17 protein-coding genes, 1 tRNA gene and 3 pseudogenes are annotated in these 18,847 nt (G+C 59.2%); 13 read left to right on the forward strand and 8 right to left on the reverse strand.

What is annotated here, in order from left to right; genetic code table 11:
* Nucleotides 1-241: 241 nt before the first annotated feature.
* Both B4968_RS08465 and B4968_RS08470 read right to left on the reverse strand, forming a co-directional pair.
* The gene (locus tag B4968_RS08465) at nt 242-940 is read right to left on the reverse strand and encodes an endonuclease/exonuclease/phosphatase family protein (protein ID WP_083098214.1); all 699 of its coding nucleotides are present in this window, start codon (nt 938-940) and stop codon (nt 242-244) included.
* A 260-nt stretch (nt 941-1,200) separates the two neighbouring features.
* Nucleotides 1,201-2,619, reverse strand: a complete 1,419-nt coding sequence (locus tag B4968_RS08470; RefSeq protein ID WP_083098216.1) for a protein adenylyltransferase SelO — start codon at nt 2,617-2,619, stop codon at nt 1,201-1,203.
* A 54-nt stretch (nt 2,620-2,673) separates the two neighbouring features.
* On the opposite strand from B4968_RS08470, the gene B4968_RS08475 reads away from it, so the two are divergent.
* The gene (locus B4968_RS08475; protein WP_083098218.1) at nt 2,674-3,102 is read left to right on the forward strand and encodes a cupin domain-containing protein; all 429 of its coding nucleotides are present in this window, start codon (nt 2,674-2,676) and stop codon (nt 3,100-3,102) included.
* 72 nt (nt 3,103-3,174) lie between these two features.
* Here B4968_RS08475 and B4968_RS08480 read toward each other — a convergent pair whose 3' ends face one another.
* Nucleotides 3,175-4,281, reverse strand: coding sequence for an anhydro-N-acetylmuramic acid kinase (locus tag B4968_RS08480; protein WP_083098401.1), 1,107 nt, complete (start codon nt 4,279-4,281; stop codon nt 3,175-3,177).
* Between the two features lie 226 nt (nt 4,282-4,507).
* Between B4968_RS08480 and tyrS the strand changes: the two are divergent.
* Nucleotides 4,508-5,765: pseudogene (tyrS, locus tag B4968_RS08485) on the forward strand (tyrosine--tRNA ligase).
* Nucleotides 5,766-6,239: 474 nt separating this feature from the next.
* On the opposite strand, the gene B4968_RS23465 reads toward tyrS, so the two are convergent.
* Nucleotides 6,240-6,395: a hypothetical protein gene (locus B4968_RS23465; protein WP_161492560.1), complete on the reverse strand. Its 156-nt coding sequence runs from the start codon at nt 6,393-6,395 to the stop codon at nt 6,240-6,242.
* Between the two features lie 27 nt (nt 6,396-6,422).
* Here B4968_RS23465 and B4968_RS08490 point away from each other — a divergent pair, with 27 nt between their 5' ends.
* Together B4968_RS08490 and B4968_RS08495 are read left to right on the forward strand one after the other, a co-directional pair.
* The gene (locus B4968_RS08490) at nt 6,423-7,370 is read left to right on the forward strand and encodes a GNAT family N-acetyltransferase (RefSeq protein ID WP_083098219.1); all 948 of its coding nucleotides are present in this window, start codon (nt 6,423-6,425) and stop codon (nt 7,368-7,370) included.
* A gap of 62 nt (nt 7,371-7,432) precedes the next feature.
* Entirely contained in the window at nt 7,433-8,188 is a 756-nt protein-coding gene (locus B4968_RS08495; RefSeq protein ID WP_083098221.1) for a 3-hydroxyacyl-CoA dehydrogenase, read from the forward strand.
* Between the two features lie 233 nt (nt 8,189-8,421).
* On the opposite strand, the pseudogene B4968_RS08500 reads toward B4968_RS08495, so the two are convergent.
* From B4968_RS08500 to B4968_RS08510, 3 genes and pseudogenes are all read right to left on the reverse strand, one after another.
* Nucleotides 8,422-10,251: pseudogene (locus tag B4968_RS08500) on the reverse strand (ABC-F family ATP-binding cassette domain-containing protein).
* Nucleotides 10,252-10,353: 102 nt separating this feature from the next.
* Nucleotides 10,354-11,118, reverse strand: a complete 765-nt coding sequence (locus B4968_RS08505) for a GNAT family N-acetyltransferase (protein ID WP_420916500.1) — start codon at nt 11,116-11,118, stop codon at nt 10,354-10,356.
* A 215-nt stretch (nt 11,119-11,333) separates the two neighbouring features.
* Nucleotides 11,334-11,802: pseudogene (locus tag B4968_RS08510) on the reverse strand (outer membrane protein assembly factor BamE).
* 100 nt (nt 11,803-11,902) lie between these two features.
* On the opposite strand from B4968_RS08510, the gene B4968_RS08515 reads away from it, so the two are divergent.
* From B4968_RS08515 to B4968_RS08555, 9 genes are all read left to right on the forward strand, one after another.
* The gene (locus B4968_RS08515; protein ID WP_083098223.1) at nt 11,903-12,445 is read left to right on the forward strand and encodes a YceD family protein; all 543 of its coding nucleotides are present in this window, start codon (nt 11,903-11,905) and stop codon (nt 12,443-12,445) included.
* A 221-nt stretch (nt 12,446-12,666) separates the two neighbouring features.
* Nucleotides 12,667-12,873 (forward strand): 50S ribosomal protein L32, encoded by a 207-nt coding sequence (gene rpmF, locus B4968_RS08520; protein WP_083098224.1) that lies wholly within the window; start codon nt 12,667-12,669, stop codon nt 12,871-12,873.
* A gap of 39 nt (nt 12,874-12,912) precedes the next feature.
* Nucleotides 12,913-14,019, forward strand: coding sequence for a phosphate acyltransferase PlsX (plsX, locus tag B4968_RS08525; protein ID WP_083098226.1), 1,107 nt, complete (start codon nt 12,913-12,915; stop codon nt 14,017-14,019).
* 19 nt (nt 14,020-14,038) lie between these two features.
* The gene (locus B4968_RS08530) at nt 14,039-15,010 is read left to right on the forward strand and encodes a beta-ketoacyl-ACP synthase III (protein ID WP_083098227.1); all 972 of its coding nucleotides are present in this window, start codon (nt 14,039-14,041) and stop codon (nt 15,008-15,010) included.
* A gap of 93 nt (nt 15,011-15,103) precedes the next feature.
* Complete coding sequence (ihfA, locus tag B4968_RS08535) at nt 15,104-15,406, forward strand: integration host factor subunit alpha (RefSeq protein ID WP_083098229.1); 303 nt, start codon at nt 15,104-15,106, stop codon at nt 15,404-15,406.
* Between the two features lie 79 nt (nt 15,407-15,485).
* On the forward strand, nt 15,486-16,769 hold the full coding sequence (locus tag B4968_RS25175; protein WP_083098230.1) for a MerR family transcriptional regulator: 1,284 nt from the start codon (nt 15,486-15,488) through the stop codon (nt 16,767-16,769).
* A 7-nt stretch (nt 16,770-16,776) separates the two neighbouring features.
* A complete protein-coding gene (locus B4968_RS08545; protein ID WP_083098232.1) occupies nt 16,777-17,007 on the forward strand; it encodes a hypothetical protein in 231 nt (76 codons plus the stop codon).
* A gap of 76 nt (nt 17,008-17,083) precedes the next feature.
* A tRNA-Pro gene (locus B4968_RS08550) sits at nt 17,084-17,160 on the forward strand.
* 134 nt (nt 17,161-17,294) lie between these two features.
* Entirely contained in the window at nt 17,295-18,374 is a 1,080-nt protein-coding gene (locus tag B4968_RS08555; protein WP_083098233.1) for a 2'-deoxycytidine 5'-triphosphate deaminase, read from the forward strand.
* Nucleotides 18,375-18,593: 219 nt separating this feature from the next.
* Here B4968_RS08555 and B4968_RS08560 read toward each other — a convergent pair whose 3' ends face one another.
* Nucleotides 18,594-18,824 (reverse strand): hypothetical protein, encoded by a 231-nt coding sequence (locus tag B4968_RS08560; protein WP_162843566.1) that lies wholly within the window; start codon nt 18,822-18,824, stop codon nt 18,594-18,596.
* Between the last annotated feature and the right edge of the window lie 23 nt (nt 18,825-18,847).

Consider the following 18,847-nt stretch of genomic DNA (forward strand, 5'->3'; position numbering starts at 1 on the left):
CGGGCGGCAAACCCGGCGGTGGCCAGCGTCGTCAGGCGACCTGATGCCGGCAACCTGCTGCCGACAGCGGCTCAAAGCCGCTGTTAGCTAAACCATAAAGTGTGAAATCTGGCGCTCTGCACTGTGCAGGGCGCCTTTTTTCTTGGGGGCTTCTCTTAAGAACGCGCTATGTCCGGTGAAATCCATGCGCGCAAGTGTACGTGTTCAACAGAGCTGATGGAGAGGCGCGCCATACGGGCTTCTAGCCAGCGACCAGATCAGCCCAGATCGGCAAATGGTCCGAGGCAATATGGGCTGGCTGTGCCAGGTGCACCCCCGAACGGGTTGCTGTGAGCCCTTTGCCAAGTGCGATTCGGTCCAAGGGGGCCAGCGGTCTGATCGCGGGAAAGCTGGGCTTTGGTGGCAGGAATGTCATTTCAGGGGCAAGGGCGCAGAAGCTTGGCTTTACCGCCCAGTCATTGAAATCCCCGGCCCAGGCAGTCGGCATATCCGCCCAGTCCCGCGTGTGCTGCGCTATGCGCTGCACCTGCTCGCGCCGTGCCCCTGCGGTCAGACCAAGATGCGCGCCGACAACCCGCAAGGGTCCGATTTGGGTCTGAAAGCTGGCCCAGACAGCACCGCGCGGCTCAAACCCAGGCAGTGGAATATGGCCCTGATCCAGCAGTTCTACGCCCTGACCTTTCCACAAAATTGCATTGCCATGCCAGCCGAGCGAGCCGGCGCCGCCCAGATCCACCGCCTGCCATCCGGCCTCGTTGAGGACAAACTGCGGCAAAGCTGCGGGTCGCGGTGGCAGGCGCTTATCTGCTTCTTGCAGCACAACAAGCGCGGCACCGATCTGGTCAAGCACCTGCAAAATGCGGCGCGGCTTGCGGCGCAGATCGAGCCCAATACATTTCTGGATGTTATAACTGGCAAGCCGGAGCGTATTTTCAGACATGAAACATCCCAAAATTTGTCTACAGTCGTGCCTCATGGCGCCCCAAAAGGCCACCGCTTCCGTGACCACTATCCTCAGTTCGGTCTATGTTCATAGACTAAAGGCCGAGCTCTCCCGCCCGCGCCATTTGCATCAAGATGCAACAGGAGCGGTTGGGGGTGGCGCCGTGCTTGCAGCACGGCGCCACCCCCAACGGGAGGAAGGCTTTTGCAAAAAAGCCAATCGACGGGCGGGAGCACTCCGGTTCAGGAAAACCTCTGTCAGGTGCCACAAAACGTTGCCCTGACAACCTCGTTTGATGCGGGTGAACGACGCAGATCGCTTTCACCCTCTTGCGCCGAGAACGGCGTGGCCAGAACTCTGTTCAAGCGCTCAAACAAAGAAAAATCACCGGAAACTGCGGCCGATATCATCTCTTCAATGCGATGGTTGCGCGGGATGTAGACCGGATTACATCTTTGCATCAGCGCTTCTGACCCGTGTTCGTTCGCCCGTCTTTGCATCCACTGCGCGTGCCAAACGTCGTAAACAGTCGGATCATCAAACTCTTCGCGCGCGCCGCCATCGCTAAGGGCACGGAAGGTATTGGTAAAATCCGCACGTCCCTCAGCCATCCGCTGCAACAGGTCAGACACCAGCTCCAGGTCCCCGCTCATAACTGCCGAGAGCCCGATCTTGCGCCGAAACAGGCGCAGCCACTCTGCCTCTATCAAAGAGGGCATGGCATGAATGATCGCAGTGGCTTCCTCAACGGCGGCTTGCGGCTCATCCAGTTGCTGAATCAACGCTGTGGCCAGCTGGGCCAGATTCCACACCGCGATACTCGGCTGGTTTGAGTAGGCATAGCGGCCCATGCGGTCGATGGATGAAAAAACCTGCTCGGCGCTATAGGCATCCATAAAGGCACAGGGGCCATAATCGATGGTCTCGCCAGAGATAGCACAGTTATCTGTATTCATCACCCCGTGGATAAAGCCCACTGACATCCAGGCCGCAATCAATCCGGCCTGCGCATCCCGCACCGCGCGCAACAGCCCCATGGGACCCTGCGCCTGGGGGTAGTGACGCGCAATCGCATAGGTGGTAAGTGTCTTCAGTGCCTCGATCTCTCCGCGCGCCGCAAACAACTGAAAGGTCCCAACCCGCAGATGACTGGAGGCGACCCGCGTCAGAACAGCGCCGGGTAAGCCGCCTTCGCGCCAGACCGTCTCTCCCGTCGCCACCGCTGCCAGCGCCCTGGTGGTCGGCACACCCAGCGCATGCATGGCTTCGGACACAACATATTCGCGCAGCACAGGCCCCAGCCAGGCGCGGCCATCCCCCTGACGGGAATAGGCTGTGCGGCCAGCACCTTTGAGCTGGATATCATAGCGCTTGCCATCCGTGCCCAGGACCTCTCCCAACAAGAGCGCACGCCCATCGCCCAGCTGCGGGTTGTAGTTGCCAAACTGGTGTCCCGCATAGGCCTGCGCCAAAGGCTCTGCGCCCTGGGGCGTCTGGTTGCCACCAAAAATCTCTGCCATTTCCTGCAAATCACCGGTCCCGACCTGCAACAGCGCGGCCAGGGATTGGTTAAAAGCAATAAGGCGCGGCGCCCGTACCGGCTCCGGCAACTGCTTTGTATAAAAACCAGGGCCCAGCCTGGCATATGAATTGTCAAACGGGATTTGCACTGTCATGCAGCAAAGATATGCTGCAAATACAAGAATACCAGTGCGAAGGTGAGGTCAGGCATGACTGCAGAAGAAATCATTACAAAACTGCAACTCGCCCAGCATCCAGAGGGAGGCTGGTATCGCCAGACATGGGCGGCTGAAAACCCGGGTCGGCCCAGCGGCACCTGCATCTATTTCCTGTTGCGCGCAGGTGAGCGCAGCCATTGGCACCGGGTCGATGCGGCTGAAATCTGGCTGTATCATGCCGGAGCCCCGCTCATCCTGTCCCTTGCCCAGAACGACACAGGCCCCGCCGATGAGCATCTGCTCACCCCCGATCTGACGAAGGGAGAGCCGCAACTCATCGTCCCCGAGGGCCACTGGCAGGCCGCCCGCAGTACCGGCGACTATACCCTGGTCAGCTGCACGGTGTCGCCGGGGTTTCAGTTTGAGGGTTTCGATCTGGCCCCGCCAGACTTTGACATTCCGCGCCACAAGACTGTCTAGGAAGGGTGTCGTAAAACCTCTACGCCGCCTCTACGCCCCGGCCAAGCCAGGTCTAGCCAAGTCTAGCCCAGCCTAGTCAGGCTCACTAATGACGCCGCCGCCGACACAGGCACTGACGCCGGTTGTGCTGGGACAAGAGGTCGCCAGCCCGCGCGCCACCCGGACTGCCAGATAGCCAAAGGCCTGCGCCTCCAGCATATCCCCATCCAGCCCGACGTCCTCAACCGGTTTGACCGGACAGTCCAGCGACACAGCCAGCATCTGCATCAGGACCGGGTTATGACGCCCTCCCCCCGTGACCAAAACCACCGAAGGCGGTTGTGGACAATGCTCGACACCCTGCGCAACCGAGGCCGCACACATGGCGGTGAGCGTGGCGGTGGCATCCGCATCACTTAGTTCTGTAACCAGCTCGATCATTTCAGAGAAGTCATTTCGGTCCAGAGACTTAGGTGGAATCTTTGAAAAATACGGCTCGGCCAGAAACAACTCCAGCGCGCCAGTTTCAACGGTGCCGGAGCTGGCGATGCGGCCATCCTCGTCGCAGGGCTGCCCCAGGCGCGCCTGCATCAGGTCGTTGATCGGCGCATTTGCAGGTCCCGTGTCAAAGGCCAGCAGCGCGCCCACCTGTTCGGGACTGTCAAAGCGCGGGTCGACATAGGTGATATTGCCAACACCGCCCAGATTCAGGAAACAGAATGGCTCTTCGGCCTTGATGTATTTTGCGCAGGCAAAGTGGAAGAATGGCGCCAAGGGCGCTCCCTCACCGCCCAACTTCACATCGTCAGTGCGAAAATCCCAGACCACTGGCAGCTTCAGCGCCTCAGCCAGAGCGCCGCCATCACCCACCTGCAATGTCCCCTGCAGGCGGGGCGCATGGGCGAGGGTCTGGCCATGAAAGCCTATCAGTTCAATGCCTTCAAACCCGGTGAGCGCCTTCAGATGCGCGGCCTCAACCACCTTGGTGGCGGCGGCAACCTCTGGGCCATGCCACACCCCAAGAGCGCGCCGCAGAACATCGCGCTCAGCTGCGCTGTAGGGATGATAGCGGCTTGGGCCGAACCCCGAGATACGATGTCCGTCGGTCTCGACCACGGCCACATCCACCCCGTCCAGCGAGGTGCCGCTCATGGCGCCCAAAGCGCGCACCTTCCCTGTTTTTGCGATCGCTCTGCTCATCATTTGCCTCGTGTTCTGATCCTGGGATCACCGCCGCGATCACCGCCGCGCGTCCCGGATTGTTCCGCTCCTGCTTAGCAGGCTGTTACCTGCCATGATACCGGGCCAGAATACAGAGCAAGAATACAGGGCCAGAATACAGCCGCAAATTAGTCGGGAAAACAGGTTCCATGTGGGGCATTTGCGTTTTATACAACACGGCGCAAACCACAAGCCGAGGCATGTTATGACCTATCACCCAAAATCGGACTTCGTCGCTGTCATGATGGAACGCGGGTTCCTTGCTGACTGCACCGATTATCAAGGCCTTGATGAGGCCCTGATGCAGGGTGTGCGCCCGGCCTATATCGGCTTTGATGCCACGGCAAAATCCCTGCATGTGGGCTCGCTGATCCAGATCATGATGCTGCGCTGGTTCCAGAAAACGGGTCACCAGCCAATCACCCTGATGGGAGGCGGCACCACCAAGGTGGGGGACCCATCGTTTCGCGCTGACGAGCGGCCTTTGCTCACCGAGGCGCAGATCGATGACAATATCGCCGGCATCAAAAAGGTGTTTTCGGCCTATATCGACTACGACAGTGATGCGCCCAACAAGGCCTTGATGCTGAACAATGCCGAATGGCTGGATGATCTTAAACTACCTTGAGTTCCTGCGCGATATTGGCCGTCATTTCTCGGTCAACCGGATGCTGGCGTTTGAATCTGTCAAATCGCGCCTGGACCGCGAGCAGTCGCTGTCGTTTCTTGAGTTCAACTACATGATCCTGCAGGCCTATGATTTCCTTGAGCTGAACCGCCGCTATGGCTGTATTCTGCAGATGGGAGGCTCTGACCAGTGGGGCAATATCATCAATGGTATCGACCTTACGCGGCGGGTGCTGGACAACTCGATCTATGGGCTGACCTCGCCACTTTTGACCACGTCCGATGGCAAAAAGATGGGCAAAAGCCAGGATGGTGCGGTTTGGCTCAATGCGGAGATGCGCTCGCCCTATGAGTTCTGGCAGTTCTGGCGCAACACCACCGATGCGGATGTTGGCCGCTTCCTCAAGCTCTATACCGAGCTGCCTGTGGCGGAATGTGACCGCTTGGGCGCGCTGGAAGGCTCAGAGATCAATGCAGCCAAGGTGATCCTCGCAAATGAGGTGACAGGCCTGCTGCACGGGGCCGAGGCCGCAGCGGCGGCGGAAGCCACCGCGCGCGAGGTCTTTGAAAAGGGCGGCGTTGGCGATGATTTGCCCACGCTGTCCCTGTCTGCCGCAGAGCTTGGCGATGGGATCTCGATCGTTCAGCTGATTGTCAAATCAGGTCTGGCCAAATCCGGCAAAGATGCCAAGCGTCTGATCTCAGAGAATGGCGCCAAGCTGGATGATGCGCCCCTTGCGGATGCCGGCCTGATTATTGATGCAGCCGCCCTGTCCAGCCCGATAAAACTGAGCGCTGGCAAAAAGCGCCATGCGTTGGTTCAGCTGACCGACTAAAAAATTATTGCTTAGTCCAGCTCAAGACCGGTGGGCTAGGTGTGCCGTTTGTTGTCCTGCCTGATTGCAGCTTGATTGCTGCCCCAGGCCCACCCGCGCAGGCACATCTCCGTAAGTTCAGCCCCGCAGGTCGAACCCCGTAGCTCTCCCGCCAATTCCGGGCAGCCCATTCGGGCTTCCCTGCTTTGTTGGGCCCGGCGCCGCGCTAAAGCGCGGCGCGGTCGCGCGGTACAGCAAAACAGGGCCAGATTTGTCAGACCGCCAAGTCAGACTGCGGGGCCTGTTCGCGTGACTACGGTGCGCAAGCGATCCGCTCCCACCCGGCCATTGCATTATTTCTCGTGACCTCACGACAATGGCGCAACCGCACTGCGCCTGGCGCAGTGCCATGCCCAAAGGCCGCTGTTGTCTTGGCTTGCCCAAGGCAACTGCGGCCACGGGAGCGCTCGCTTGCCCTGCGCCGACGAGGGTGCCTTACCAAAACAAAGCCTCCAACAGCGTCAAAATCAGAAACACAGGGATAGAAAGGACCGTCGCCAGTACAAAGGCCGCCGCCAGTGTGAGGCGCGGATTGGGGGCGGTATGGCCCAAAACCGAAGGGTGTTGTTTCATGCCCTCATTAACCATCATTTAGGTTTCTGATTGGTAAATAGAGCCATGCTGGACTTTCAAATTTCAGACAGTCTCCTCCCCCCGACCAAAGAGGGCGATACCTTGCGTGCCTTGTCGCAAACCCCTGAGTTTGAACGCGCCCTGCGTGCCAATGGCCAAGAGCCTTTGGTTCTGAAAGACATGGACAACATTCTGGTGACCCGGCGGCGGCTCAACGCAGGACCCACCCTTGCGATGGTAAACCGCGCGCAGATTTCACCCCCCCAATCCCTGGTCAATGCGCTGCGGGCAAATGGCCTCGGCCGCACCCCTGTGATTCTGTCCCCTGACCGCCCGACGCCGCAGCTCGGGCAAATCGGCGCGCTGGCTCTTGTGAGCCCGGCGCATGTCGCCGTTTTAGACCTGCTGCCAGACCAAGAGCAGCGTCAAGCAGCCTTGCACCAAAAATGGCGCAACCGTTTGACCCGCTCTCAGTCCTATGGCACATCCGGACAAGTGCGAACCAGCCGACAAAACATGCCGCTAAATCCGGATCACTGGCTCTTTGCCGCTGATCTTGCCCAACAGATCAGTCGCGGCTATCGCAGCTGGCCCGTGGCGCTAACCCTAGCCTATGCTCAGCAAAACAAAGGTCAGGCAAAACTCTTTCAGGCCTTTGAGGGCAAAGAGGTGATCGCGGCAGTTTTGATCCTGCGCCACGGAGCAGGTGCCACCTATCACATCGCCCACAGCAGCGCGCGCGGCAAGGCCCTGTCTGCGCATAACCTGCTGATGTGGGACGCGATGAGCTGGCTGGCGTCCAAAGGCTGCCGTCATCTCGATCTCGGCGTGATCAATACAGAAGACGCGCCCGGCCTGGCCCGCTTTAAGCTCGGAACAGGCGCTAGGCTGTCCCAGCTTGGCGGCACCTGGCTCCTCTGGCCGCCCATGGGGCGCATTCTGTCGCCGCTGGCACGGTTTGATCGCAAACGAATGAGCGCCACGTCGCGCTAGACAGAGTGGCGGCATCTGGTATTTATTGAACATATGTTCAGATACCTTAAGGAGCTCCGCTCATGAAACTTGCACAGACCTGCGCCATTGTCACCGGAGGCGCCTCTGGCCTGGGTGAAGCCACCGCCCGCCATTTTGCCAGTAATGGCGCCAAAGTCACCATTTTCGACCGGGATGCTGAACGCGGCCCGATTGTCGCCGCTGAAATCGGCGGGTATTTTGTGCAAACCGATGTCACAGACGAGGCCTCGGTCACCGCAGCCCTCGCATTTGCGGTTGAAAAGATGGGGCGCATTTCGGCCTGTGTGAACTGCGCCGGTATCGCCTATGGCATCAAGACCATTGGCCGCGATGGTGCCCATCCGCTGGACGCCTATCAGCGCACCATCGACATCAATCTGGTCGGCACCTTCAATGTCGCCCGCCTTGCCGCCATTGAGATTGCCAAAAACACCCCCGAGGCCGACGGCGCCCGTGGCGTGATCATCAACACGGCCTCTATTGCCGCCTTTGATGGCCAGAAAGGCCAGGCCGCCTATGCAGCCTCCAAGGGCGGTGTGGTCGGCATGTGCCTGCCCATGGCGCGCGATCTCGCCTCAAGCGGCATCCGGGTGATGACCATTGCCCCCGGCATTTTCATGACCCCAATGCTGGCCGGTCTGCCCGAAGAGGTGCAGCAGCAGCTGGCCACAGATGTGCCAAACCCTGCCCGCCTGGGTGATCCCGCCGAGTACGGCCGTCTGGCAGGGTTCATCACCGAGATGGGCTATCTCAACGGCGAAGTCATTCGCATTGATGGCGCGCTGCGGATGCGGTGATCTGCTCGTAAGGCATCAAACCCTAATGCGACCGGGCGGGCACTGAAAGGACGAAAGTTCAGTGCCCGTTCAGTTGTAATCACCGGTTTAATCCCGGCTTCTTTATTCCCGGCGTCGGCCCTGCCTGATACTGCACAGGAAAGGCCTGCATCGCGGGCAGGCCAGCCTTTGGATTAAGAAGCTGCGCTAACCAATTATTAACAATCGTTAATCAATATGCAGCGCAGGTCCTCCTAGCCCTCCGACTTTTCCTCCAGCTCCAACCATTCTTCTTCGGCTGAGGCCAGCTTTGCTGCCGCTCGACCAGGGCTTCGGTGGCCTTTTTGAACTTGACCGGTTCACGACTGAACAGCGCCGGATCCGCCATCAGCTGCTCCAGCTTGGCAATCTCCTGCTCCAGGCGCGTCATCTCAGCCGGCAGGGCTTCCAGACGGTGCTTTTCCTTAAAGCTGAGAGCATCCTTGGCCTGAGATTCGGGCTGTGATTCCGACTGAGCCTTGGCCTTTTGTGACTTGTTTTTATTTTGTTTTTCGCCCTTACCGCTCCCCGGCAGCCCACCGCGCTGACTGATATAGTCGCTCCAGCCGCCGGCATAGGCCGTGACCTTGCCGTCGCCCTCCATGGCGATGGTGGTGGTGGCAACCCGGTCGAGAAAATCCCGGTCGTGACTGACCAAAAGCACGGTGCCGTCATAGCCGTCCAACAGCTCTTGCAACAGATCGAGCGTTTCCACATCCAGATCGTTGGTCGGCTCATCCAGCACCAAAAGGTTGCTTTGCCGCGCCATCAGACGTGCCAGCAGCAACCGCGCTTTCTCGCCACCAGACAGCGAGCGCACCGGGGCACGGGCCTGGCTTTCGTCAAACAGGAACTCCTTGAGGTAGCCAACCACATGTTTGGGCACCCCGCGCACCATGACCTGATCCGCCTTGCCGGAAATCCCCAGCAAAGGATCCGAGGTCAGGTTTTCCCAAAGGCTTGCATTGGGATCCAGCTGATCACGGGTCTGGTCAAACAGCGCAATCTCAAGGTTGGTCCCCAGTTTGACCGTGCCCGCATCCGGCTCCTCCTGCCCCAGCAACAGCTTTAGCAGCGTGGTCTTGCCGGCGCCATTCGGTCCGACAAAGGCCACCCGGTCACTGCGCTGAACTTTCAGGGAGAAATCGCTTACGATTACCTTGTCGCCATAAGATTTGGTCAGGCCCTCGGCTTCGATCACCTTGCGACCGGATTTTGGCCCCGACTCCAGCGCCAGCTCGGCCGCCCCTTGGCGATTGATCTGCGCCGAGCGCTGGTCCTTTAGCTCATGCAGGGCGCGCACCCGGCCCATGTTACGCTTGCGCCGCGCCGAGATACCCTCAACCGCCCAGCGGCTTTCGCTTTTGATCAGCCGGTTCAGCTTGTGGCGCTGCTGGTCTTCCTCTTCCCAAATTTTGTCCCGCCAGGCCTCAAAGCCCTCAAAACCGGTTTCCTGCCGCCGCACCTGGCCGCGATCGACCCACAGCGTGGCCCGGGTCAGCGCCCGCAGAAAGGCCCGGTCGTGCGAAATCAGCACAAAGGCGGCGCGGGTGGATTTCAGTTCTGCTTCCAGCCAGGTGATCGCCTCGATATCAAGGTGGTTTGTCGGCTCGTCCAGCAGCATCAGATCCGGTGCTTCAGCCATCAGTTTGGCCAAAGCAGCCCGGCGACGCTCCCCGCCAGAGGCGGTGGCCACAGGGCGGTCGGGGTCAAACTTCAACCCTTCGCCGGCGCGCTCAACCTTATAGAGCTCACCCGGCTCCAGCCCACTGGCGGCAAAATCTCCCAGGGTGGCAAAACCCGTCATCTGCGGATCCTGCTCCATATAGCCGACCGAGCGGCCAGGCGGCACCACAAGACTGCCTTTGTCTGCTTCAACAAGTCCCGCCATCACCCTTCATCAGGGTGGATTTTCCGGACCCATTGCGGCCAACCAGCGCAACCCGGTCTCCAGGTTGCACCACCAGATCAAGATCTGAAAAGATGGGATCGCCGCCAAATGTGAGGGAGATACCAGTCATTTGTAAAAGAGGAATACGTGCCATATGAGCCAGCTAAACCGCGCAGGCCGCAAGGTCAACGCTCTGCCGCGCGGGCAGTCCGGTTCGCGTCAAATGCACGCCAGTGCGCAGCGCCTAAAAATAGCCTTATGGCGCGGCTGCGACCTCGCGCAACAGGCGCTGACGGCTGGTGGGAACCTTTGTCACCTCTAGTCCGGTAAAGACGTGGCAGGTGTTGAGCTCAGGATCGATCACCAGATGGTCGCCAACCCAGCCGCCCATGGCAAGATAGCTGCGCAACAGAGGCGGCAGCTGCATCTGTGCGCGCTTCAAATCCGGTTTTTGCGAAGCTGGCCTGCCCTTTAGCAAATCCAGAAACCGCACGACCTGCGGCGCCTTCACTCCCGGCCTCCAGCCTTCAGGCGCAAGGTGGCGATGTTGCAGCAGCGCCAGTGCCTCACGGTAGGTCTCGGCATTGGTGCCGGCAAAAGACGCGCAGCCAAACAGCAGAGCAACCTCATTCTGGTCAACCAGCCGTGTCACAGCCCCCCAGGACAGACGCAAAATATCTGCGTCCTGCCGGAGCGGCGCGACACAAAAGCGCCCCAGCTCCATCATTTTGCCGGAAAACTGTCTGAGACAGGCAAGATCATAGAACTGCGCCGAATAGCTCAGCTCGACCGCGCCAGCCTCCTCAAGCAACATGACCCTGAAACAGCCCACGAGATCACCCGTCGAGATCTCTTCGATCAAAACATGTTTGCACAAAGAATCGAAGCGGTCCTGATCCAATGCTGCAGTCTGAAAGCAGTGGCTACGCAGATGACGGGCAGCAGACAGATCCTCGGCGGAGCAAGACAGACGCGCGCGGTAGTCGCCTTTTTCCAGCAGCACGCCTTCTGGCCCCGGCACCCCAGCTGACCCCAGCACCCCAGTGGCCTGTGAGGCACTGCTGTTTGGAAAACTGCGCGACCGTTCAAAAGCAGCTGTCAGCCTGTCTTGCGTTTCTGACACCTGCCCCCTCCTTACGCCTGGATCTCTGTAACAGCTATCCGCCTGCGCCCTGCCCCCGCGACATGGCAAAACAGCCCTGAAATCAAAACAGCGCTGAAATAGAGAGTGCCCGATTATTCAATCAGGCTACCCGGATTGAAATTGCCCAGATTGCCCATCAACTGGCGCAGAAAAGTCTTGTTCTCAACGCTCGAACTGGAGACCCGGCGCTCAAGCGGGATAGCCCGCCCGGTCCTCAAGGCTGTAGCGTTCCACGCCGGAAACCACCTGGCGCGAGTCAAAATTGATCGCCACCAGAGACCGCGTCACTGGTTTTGCCGCCCCCGCCCCGCGTGTGCGCATCAGCGTCGACACGTAGTAGTAGCCGCCATCGTTCAGCACACCAGAGGCGGTTGGCACGCCGATGCTCTCGGCCACCGAATCTTTGGTATGGACGCCAATCACGACCTCGGCCAGTTGTTCTTCGGTCGGAACATAGCCATGTTTTTGATAGATCGCGCTACAGGCGGTCAAGCTTGCCGCCGCAAGCGCCAGGACAGCATATTTCACCACTGTTTTCAGCTGGTCTTTTTGTGCATTCATGATGCTCTCCACAACTACTGTCTCGCCTCTGGCTTGAACACGCCTTTGAACTCGAATTACCTAATGCGGGCTTCCTGTTCAAGAAACGAAAGTTCCCAACATGACTGACAGCACCGCCCTGAGGGTGTCCGATCTGGCGCGGAACAGGCCGACTGCTTTTGATCTGCGGCCAGATGCCAAGACGCTTGAAACACTGGCAGATGAGCTGAATATCAAGGGATTACGCAAGCTGCGTTTCACCGGCAACATCCGCACCAAAGGCCGCCGTGACTGGCAGCTATCTGCCACACTTGGTGTCTCTGTGTTGCAAGATTGCGTGGTGACGCTTGAGCCGGTGACCACCCGAAACAAAGAAAAGGTCGAGCGTTTCTTTGTTTCGGACTTTTCGGAACCCGATGATCCGGAGGTGGAAATGGATGCGGATGAGCGGGTTGAGCCACTTGGAGACACCATTGATCCCTTTGCGGTCATGGCAGAAGCCCTGGCCCTGTTGATCCCGCCCTACCCGCGCAAAGAGGGTGCCGCGTTGGGAGAGGCCGTTTACAGCCAACCCGGCGTTACCCCCCTGCAGGACGAGGACACCAAACCCTTTGCCGGGCTGGCGGCGCTAAAGAATCAGCTCAAACAGGATGGCGAGGCTTAAAAAACTCATAAACTGGGTTTTTTCGGGTGGCATCATCCGGCCAGCTAGCCTAAAAAACCGCTTGCGCAGACGAAGATTCTAAGTATTTTCGCGCGCTCATCGGAATTTTTGGTTGGACATCGGACAGGCTGCGGCCTAAACGCTCGCCTACTGATCAAGACGACAAATGTAAAACGCGCCGCGGGCATAATCCCAAGGCCCCAAAATACGAAGGTTGAGACATGGCCGTCCAACAGAATAAAGTATCCAAGTCGCGCCGCAACAACCGCCGCGCGCACGATGCTCTGGTTGCTGCAAACCCGAACGAATGTTCAAGCTGCGGTGAACTGAAGCGTCCACACCACGTCTGCCCCTCGTGCGGCAACTATGACAGCAAAGACATTGTTGCCATGAATGACGACGTTGAAATCGACGAAGACGCGGCATAAAATCGCGACGATCACACATCTTGCGGGGCGGACTTTTGCATGACGGGTAAACCCGATCAACCACTGGCAAAATCCGACCGCATTGTGATCTCGGTTGACGCCATGGGCGGAGACGCCGGCCCCACTGCTGTGGTGGCCGGTCTCGCCATGTCAGCCCAGAAAAATCCCGACATTGGCTTTCTGCTGCATGGCCCTGTTGAGCAGCTGAAACCCCTGGTGGCCAAGAAACGTATCCTGGATGGACGGGTCGAAATTCGTGACGCCCAAAAGGTTGTCACCATGAACGACAAGCCAAGCCAGGTGATGCGCAACGGCAAGGGCACCTCGATGTGGGCCACCGTCGATGCGGTCAAAACCGGCGAAGCGGCCGGCGCCGTCTCCTGTGGCAACACCGGCGCACTGATGGCGCTGTCGATGCTGCGCCTGCGCAAGATGCCTGGCGTTGATCGTCCGGCCATTGCAATTCTGTGGCCCTCAAGCAATCCGCAGGGTTTCAATGTGATGCTGGATGTCGGGGCTGACGTGCGTGCTGATGCCCGCGATCTGCTGCAATCTGCCTTGATGGGCACCTCCTATGTGCGCAATTCAATGGATATCGCGCTGCCGCGCGTCGGTCTGCTGAACGTGGGCACAGAAGAGCACAAAGGCCATGCGGAACTCAAAGAGGCCCATGCGCTGATTGCGGCACATGCAGAGCAGGCAAAATACGAATTTGTCGGCTTTGTCGAAGGCAGCGACATTCCCGGCAATGTGGTTGATCTCATTGTGACGGATGGTTTCACTGGCAATGTTGCGATCAAAACCGGCGAAGGCACTGCAGGACTACTGCGCGCGACCCTGCGCGAATCATTTGAATACTCGTTCCTGTCCCGCATGGCCGCGATACTTGCCTATACCTCGCTGGCGCGACTGGCAAAGCGGATCGACCCACGCCGGGTCAATGGTGGCGTGTTTCTGGGGCTCAATGGCACGGTGGTGAAATCCCACGGTGGCGCCGACGCAACCGGGGTCTCTGCGGCGATAAAACTGGCCTTCCACCTGGCCCAGCACGGCTTTGCAGAAAAGCTGGCGGCGCGGGTTGCATCCGTGGTCGAGCCTACCCAAGATAAAGCTGTTCCACAGGATGCTGAGCATCCCATCAAATAAGACCAAAGGCAGGCCCAGAATGACGCGACGTGCGGTAGTAGTTGGCACAGGGCATTACCTCCCTGCGCGGGTGGTGGAGAACGCGGAATTCGAAGCCTCCCTTGAGACCACTGACGACTGGATTCGCTCGCGTTCCGGCATTGAACGCCGCCATTTTGCCGCCGAGGGGGAAACCACTTCGGATATGGCCACCGCCGCCGCGCTGGCCGCGCTAGCGGATGCCGGTCTTGAGGTGGAGGACGTCGATGCCATCGTTCTGGCAACCTCTACTGCCGATCTCACATTTCCTTCGGCGGCGACCATGGTGCAGGCCAAACTGGGCATGACCAGGGGATTCGCCTTTGATATCCAGGCTGTCTGTGCCGGGTTTGTCTATGCTCTGACCAATGCCAATGCCTTGATTCTATCGGGTCAGGCCAACCGGGTTCTGGTCATTGGCGCTGAGACCTTCAGCCGGATCATGGACTGGAGCGACCGCTCTACCTGCGTGTTGTTTGGCGACGGGGCTGGCGCACTTGTTCTTGAAGCCCAGTCAGCAACCGGCTCCAAAGAGGATCGCGGCATCCTTTCCACGGATCTCAACTCCGATGGGCGCTATAAGGATCTGCTTTATGTGGACGGTGGGGTTTCGACCCAAAACACCGGCCATTTGCGCATGCAGGGCAACCAGGTGTTCCGCCATGCGGTGGAAAAGCTGGCAAAAACGGCGACCACTGCGCTGGAACGCGCCGAATTGACCACCGCAGATGTCGACTGGATCGTGCCGCATCAGGCCAATATCCGCATCATCCAGGGCACCGCAAAGAAGATGGGGATGTCGATGGAAAAGGTCGTCGTGACCGTGCAAGACCACGGCAATACCTCTGCGGCATCGATTCCCCTGGCCCTGTCAGTGGGCAAATCACGCGGCCAAATCAAAGCTGGCGATCTGATTGTCACCGAGGCAATTGGCGGTGGCCTGGCCTGGGGCGCAGTAGTGTTGCGCTGGTAGCTACCTGGCCGTGAAACAAGCCCCCCTGCAATTCATTGATATTGACAGGGAAATTCCCCTACCCCTATGCTTTGACAAACAATGGGGATTAGCATGGGCGAAAAAACTCTAACACGCATGGATCTGAGCGAAGCTGTCTTCCGCGAGGTTGGCCTGTCTCGAAACGAAAGCGCACAACTGGTAGAGAGCATGTTGCAACACATGTCCGATGCCCTTGTGCAGGGCGAGCAGGTTAAAATCTCGTCGTTTGGCACCTTTAGTGTGCGCGACAAATCTGCACGCGTTGGCCGCAATCCAAAGACCGGTGAGGAAGTCCCGATCCAGCCCCGCCGCGTGCTGACCTTCCGCCCCTCGCATCTGATGAAAGATCGGGTGGCAGACGGAAACCGCAAATAGCGGCCCTGCTCAGCCCCGGCAACGGGGTTGAAAACCATAGAAATGCTTCTCCCGGAGCAAGATCAACGGAACCAACCAGATGTCAAAATCAGCGGACGCCTTTCGCACCATCAGCGAAGTCGCGGACTGGCTCGGCGTGCAGGCGCATGTTCTGCGCTTTTGGGAAAGTAAGTTCTCTCAGATCAAACCCGTAAAACGGGCTGGTGGGCGGCGCTATTATCGCCCTGCCGATATGCTGTTGTTGGGCGGAATTCAAAAACTGCTGCATGAAGACGGCCTGTCGATCAAGGAAGTTCAGACGATCCTGCGCGACCTTGGTGTTGGACATGTTAGTCAGCTGTCGCACGATCTGGATGCGGACGGCCCCCCCGCGCATCGCAGCTCCACGCGGGCGGCAAGCAAAAAATCAGGCGGCGCCGAACCCAAACCCGCCTATGCATCCCCCGACGAGACCGCCTCGGAAGGCTCTGCGCCCCTGAATGAAAGCCTGCCTCTCGACCCTGCTGCTGCCGCTCTTTTATCAACGCCTGCAACAACAAAAGCAGATCCGTCGCAAGAGGCCGCAGCCCAGGAGACGCCAAGCGAGCCTGTGGCCTGGCAGGAGAGCCCCGCCACGCCCGGCGCTGGTGCTGGTGCCGTTGCTGCAGAGACGCAGCCCCCCGCCTCTACCGAAGAGACCACGCCCTCTGTGCCGGCCGCCAGCGCAGAAATACCTCAGGCAGATCTTTCTGTCGCAGAGCCGGATGATCAGGCCGGGGTGACGTCAGCTGGATCCGAACCTGATCTCATTGCCGCAAGCGATCCTGCAGAACACGCAGCCGCTGAACCTGTCGCAGACGACCCTATCTCAGCAGCCCCGGCACAGATGCATATGGAGCTTGACGCTCCTGTTGCTGCCGCACCAGAAGATTCAGTTGATGAACACGCAGCGGCTGCCTCAACGCCGTCTCAAGATGAGATGTCAGAAGGTGGCATGCCCGACATCATGCCCGAACTGGACATGTCAGATGCTGACATCGCCCCCGTCGAAGAGGCCGCGCAGCCAAACGATGCGCAGAACACGCCGCCAGAAACTGCTTTCGCCGACTTAGCAGTCTCGCCGCCGGATGACCTGGAGACACAGCAGCTCACCACCAGCGACGATCCTCTGGCCAGCACAGAGCCTGATCAGAGCCCGATGGCCGAAGACCCCTCTGCGGTCTCACCCTTCCCCGCGAATCCGTCGCCTGAGGATCCAATGCCTAAGGATCCAATGCCTGAGGATCCATCGCCTGAGGATCCAATGCCTGAGGACCCATTGCCTGAGGACCCATCGCCTGAGGACCCAATGCCTGAGGACCCATTGCCTGAGGCCGGGAGCTGAGCCGACAGTGGAGACCTCTGATCTGGCAGCACAGCCGGATGCTGCCGCGCCCCCAGAGTCGCCAGAGGCAGAGACGCCAGAAATTGCCGAGATCAACGAGGCCGAAACTTCAGCGCAGCCCGACTGGTCGCAAAGCATCCTGTCGCTGCTCGATCAAACCACGGTTCTGCCCACGCATATTCAGGCAGACGTGGCCAATTGCGCCGCTGAATTGCGTGCACTGCTGACTGCGCGTTAAAATATTCACCGCGATAGAAAAAAACTGGGATTACCCCCTTGCTCCCGCCCGGAAATACAGTAGAACCCGTCATCAACGGGCTATGGCGCAGCCTGGTAGCGCGTCCGTCTGGGGGACGGAAGGTCGCAGGTTCGAGTCCTGCTAGCCCGACCAAAAAACCGCCTGAGTGAAATTCACTCAGGCGGTTTTTTGCATTTTAGCCGTCCTTTTCACAGGTTTTGCCAAATCACCAAAGAGGTGGTATCGGTCGGAAATGCCAATAGCCCCGACGCAGAGGAAGATGGATCATGACAGGCGTTCTACCTAGCCAAGCCATTGAAAAAATGTTGGAACGCGGTGAGATCACCCTGTCCTCTCCCCTGATCGATGGCCAGATACAGCCCGCCAGTCTTGACCTGCGTCTGGGCAGCGTCGCCTATCGGGTGCGCGCCTCATTCCTGGCTGGCAAAGCCTGCAGCGTCGCAGATCGCATCAGCGAATTTGAGATGCACCGCATTGATCTGTCCGAGGGCGCCGTGCTGGAAAAGGGCTGCGTCTACCTTGTGCCCCTGATGGAGGGGCTGGCGCTGCCACAGGGTATCTCGGCGGTGGCGAATGCAAAGAGCTCAACCGGTCGCCTCGACCTGCTGACCCGCACCATTACAGATGGCGGCGTGGAGTTTGACCGGATCAAACCCGGCTATACCGGACCGCTTTATGCCGAGATTTGCCCGCGTTCTTTCTCTGTGCTGGTGCGCCCCGGCATGCGCCTGAACCAGATCCGTTTCCGCGCCGGCCAGGCGGTACTGAGCGACACTGAACTCGCAGAGCTGCACGCCAAAAGCCCGTTGGTGGATGGCACGGCTGTCATTGAGGATGGGCTGGGGTTCTCTGTCGATTTGCGCCTGCCAGGGTCAGATCTGGTTGGCTATCGCGCCAAGCCGCACACTGGCGTCATCGATCTGGAACGGATCGGCGCCTATGATCCGCAGGATTACTGGGAGGAAGTGCGCAGCACCTCTGGCCGAATCATTCTCGACCCCGGTGCCTTTTACATTCTGGTCAGCCGCGAAGCCGTCCAAATCCCGCCCGCCTATGCCGCCGAAATGGCGCCCTATCTGGCCATGGTCGGAGAATTCCGGGTGCATTATGCAGGGTTTTTTGATCCCGGATTTGGCCATGATGCCGCCGGTGGCACCGGATCACGCGGCGTGCTGGAAGTCCGCTGTCACGAGGCGCCCTTTGTGCTGGAACATGGGCAGGTGGTGGGGCGTCTGGTCTATGAACGCATGGCAGAGCTGCCAGAACAGCTCTATGGCGCCGGTATTGCCTCCAATTATCAGGGCCAGGGGCTGAAACTCTCAAAACACTTCAAGTCACCTGGCTAACAAGTCATCTGGCTAACAAACCTCGGGGCTAGCAAACCTTCAGGCCAGAATGTGACAGGGCAGGATCTGCCTGCAAAGCCCGCTCCAGATGGGTTGAAAGCCTCACATAGCTGCGGGTGCAACGCTTGCCTTTAGTGGTCTGGCGAGCGGCCGGGCGCGCCCGCGCAATCCTGCGCCTGCTGGAAGCACTGGAATCCATGCTGAGCCTGAGGCCTGCCTCTATTGGTTCCGTTTTGCCCGACGCGCCTGTCTGATTGCGCGAATGCGCTCCCGCTCGGCGCGGGCCTCAGTCTCTGCTTCGGTTTCAACCGCGTTGCCCATCTGGCCTGCCTGTGCAGACCTGCGCCGTTTGCTCCCTGAAAATGCGCCAAGACCAGCGTCCACCCCGGCATTGACGGCTTTGCCCAGGAGGCGACGCATCACCATTTTCAGGATCATATCAAGGTTCATTATTGCTCTCCAACATCCGTCAT

The sequence above is a fragment of the Pseudophaeobacter leonis genome (assembly GCF_002087335.1).
In the GTDB taxonomy this organism is placed as follows: Bacteria; Pseudomonadota; Alphaproteobacteria; order Rhodobacterales; family Rhodobacteraceae; genus Pseudophaeobacter; species Pseudophaeobacter leonis.

Coding starts and splice junctions, on each gene's coding strand:
- ihfA (WP_083098229.1), top strand. CDS start 15,104: ATGGGCGAAAAAACTCTAACACGCATGGATCTGAGCGAAGCTGTCTTC.
- B4968_RS08490 (WP_083098219.1), top strand. CDS start 6,423: ATGCTGGACTTTCAAATTTCAGACAGTCTCCTCCCCCCGACCAAAGAG.
- B4968_RS08515 (WP_083098223.1), top strand. CDS start 11,903: ATGACTGACAGCACCGCCCTGAGGGTGTCCGATCTGGCGCGGAACAGG.
- B4968_RS08530 (WP_083098227.1), top strand. CDS start 14,039: ATGACGCGACGTGCGGTAGTAGTTGGCACAGGGCATTACCTCCCTGCG.
- rpmF (WP_083098224.1), top strand. CDS start 12,667: ATGGCCGTCCAACAGAATAAAGTATCCAAGTCGCGCCGCAACAACCGC.
- plsX (WP_083098226.1), top strand. CDS start 12,913: ATGACGGGTAAACCCGATCAACCACTGGCAAAATCCGACCGCATTGTG.
- B4968_RS08465 (WP_083098214.1), bottom strand. CDS start 940: ATGTCTGAAAATACGCTCCGGCTTGCCAGTTATAACATCCAGAAATGT.
- B4968_RS08480 (WP_083098401.1), bottom strand. CDS start 4,281: ATGAGCAGAGCGATCGCAAAAACAGGGAAGGTGCGCGCTTTGGGCGCC.
- B4968_RS08475 (WP_083098218.1), top strand. CDS start 2,674: ATGACTGCAGAAGAAATCATTACAAAACTGCAACTCGCCCAGCATCCA.
- B4968_RS08495 (WP_083098221.1), top strand. CDS start 7,433: ATGAAACTTGCACAGACCTGCGCCATTGTCACCGGAGGCGCCTCTGGC.
- B4968_RS08560 (WP_162843566.1), bottom strand. CDS start 18,824: ATGAACCTTGATATGATCCTGAAAATGGTGATGCGTCGCCTCCTGGGC.
- B4968_RS25175 (WP_083098230.1), top strand. CDS start 15,486: ATGTCAAAATCAGCGGACGCCTTTCGCACCATCAGCGAAGTCGCGGAC.
- B4968_RS08555 (WP_083098233.1), top strand. CDS start 17,295: ATGACAGGCGTTCTACCTAGCCAAGCCATTGAAAAAATGTTGGAACGC.
- B4968_RS23465 (WP_161492560.1), bottom strand. CDS start 6,395: ATGATGGTTAATGAGGGCATGAAACAACACCCTTCGGTTTTGGGCCAT.
- B4968_RS08470 (WP_083098216.1), bottom strand. CDS start 2,619: ATGACAGTGCAAATCCCGTTTGACAATTCATATGCCAGGCTGGGCCCT.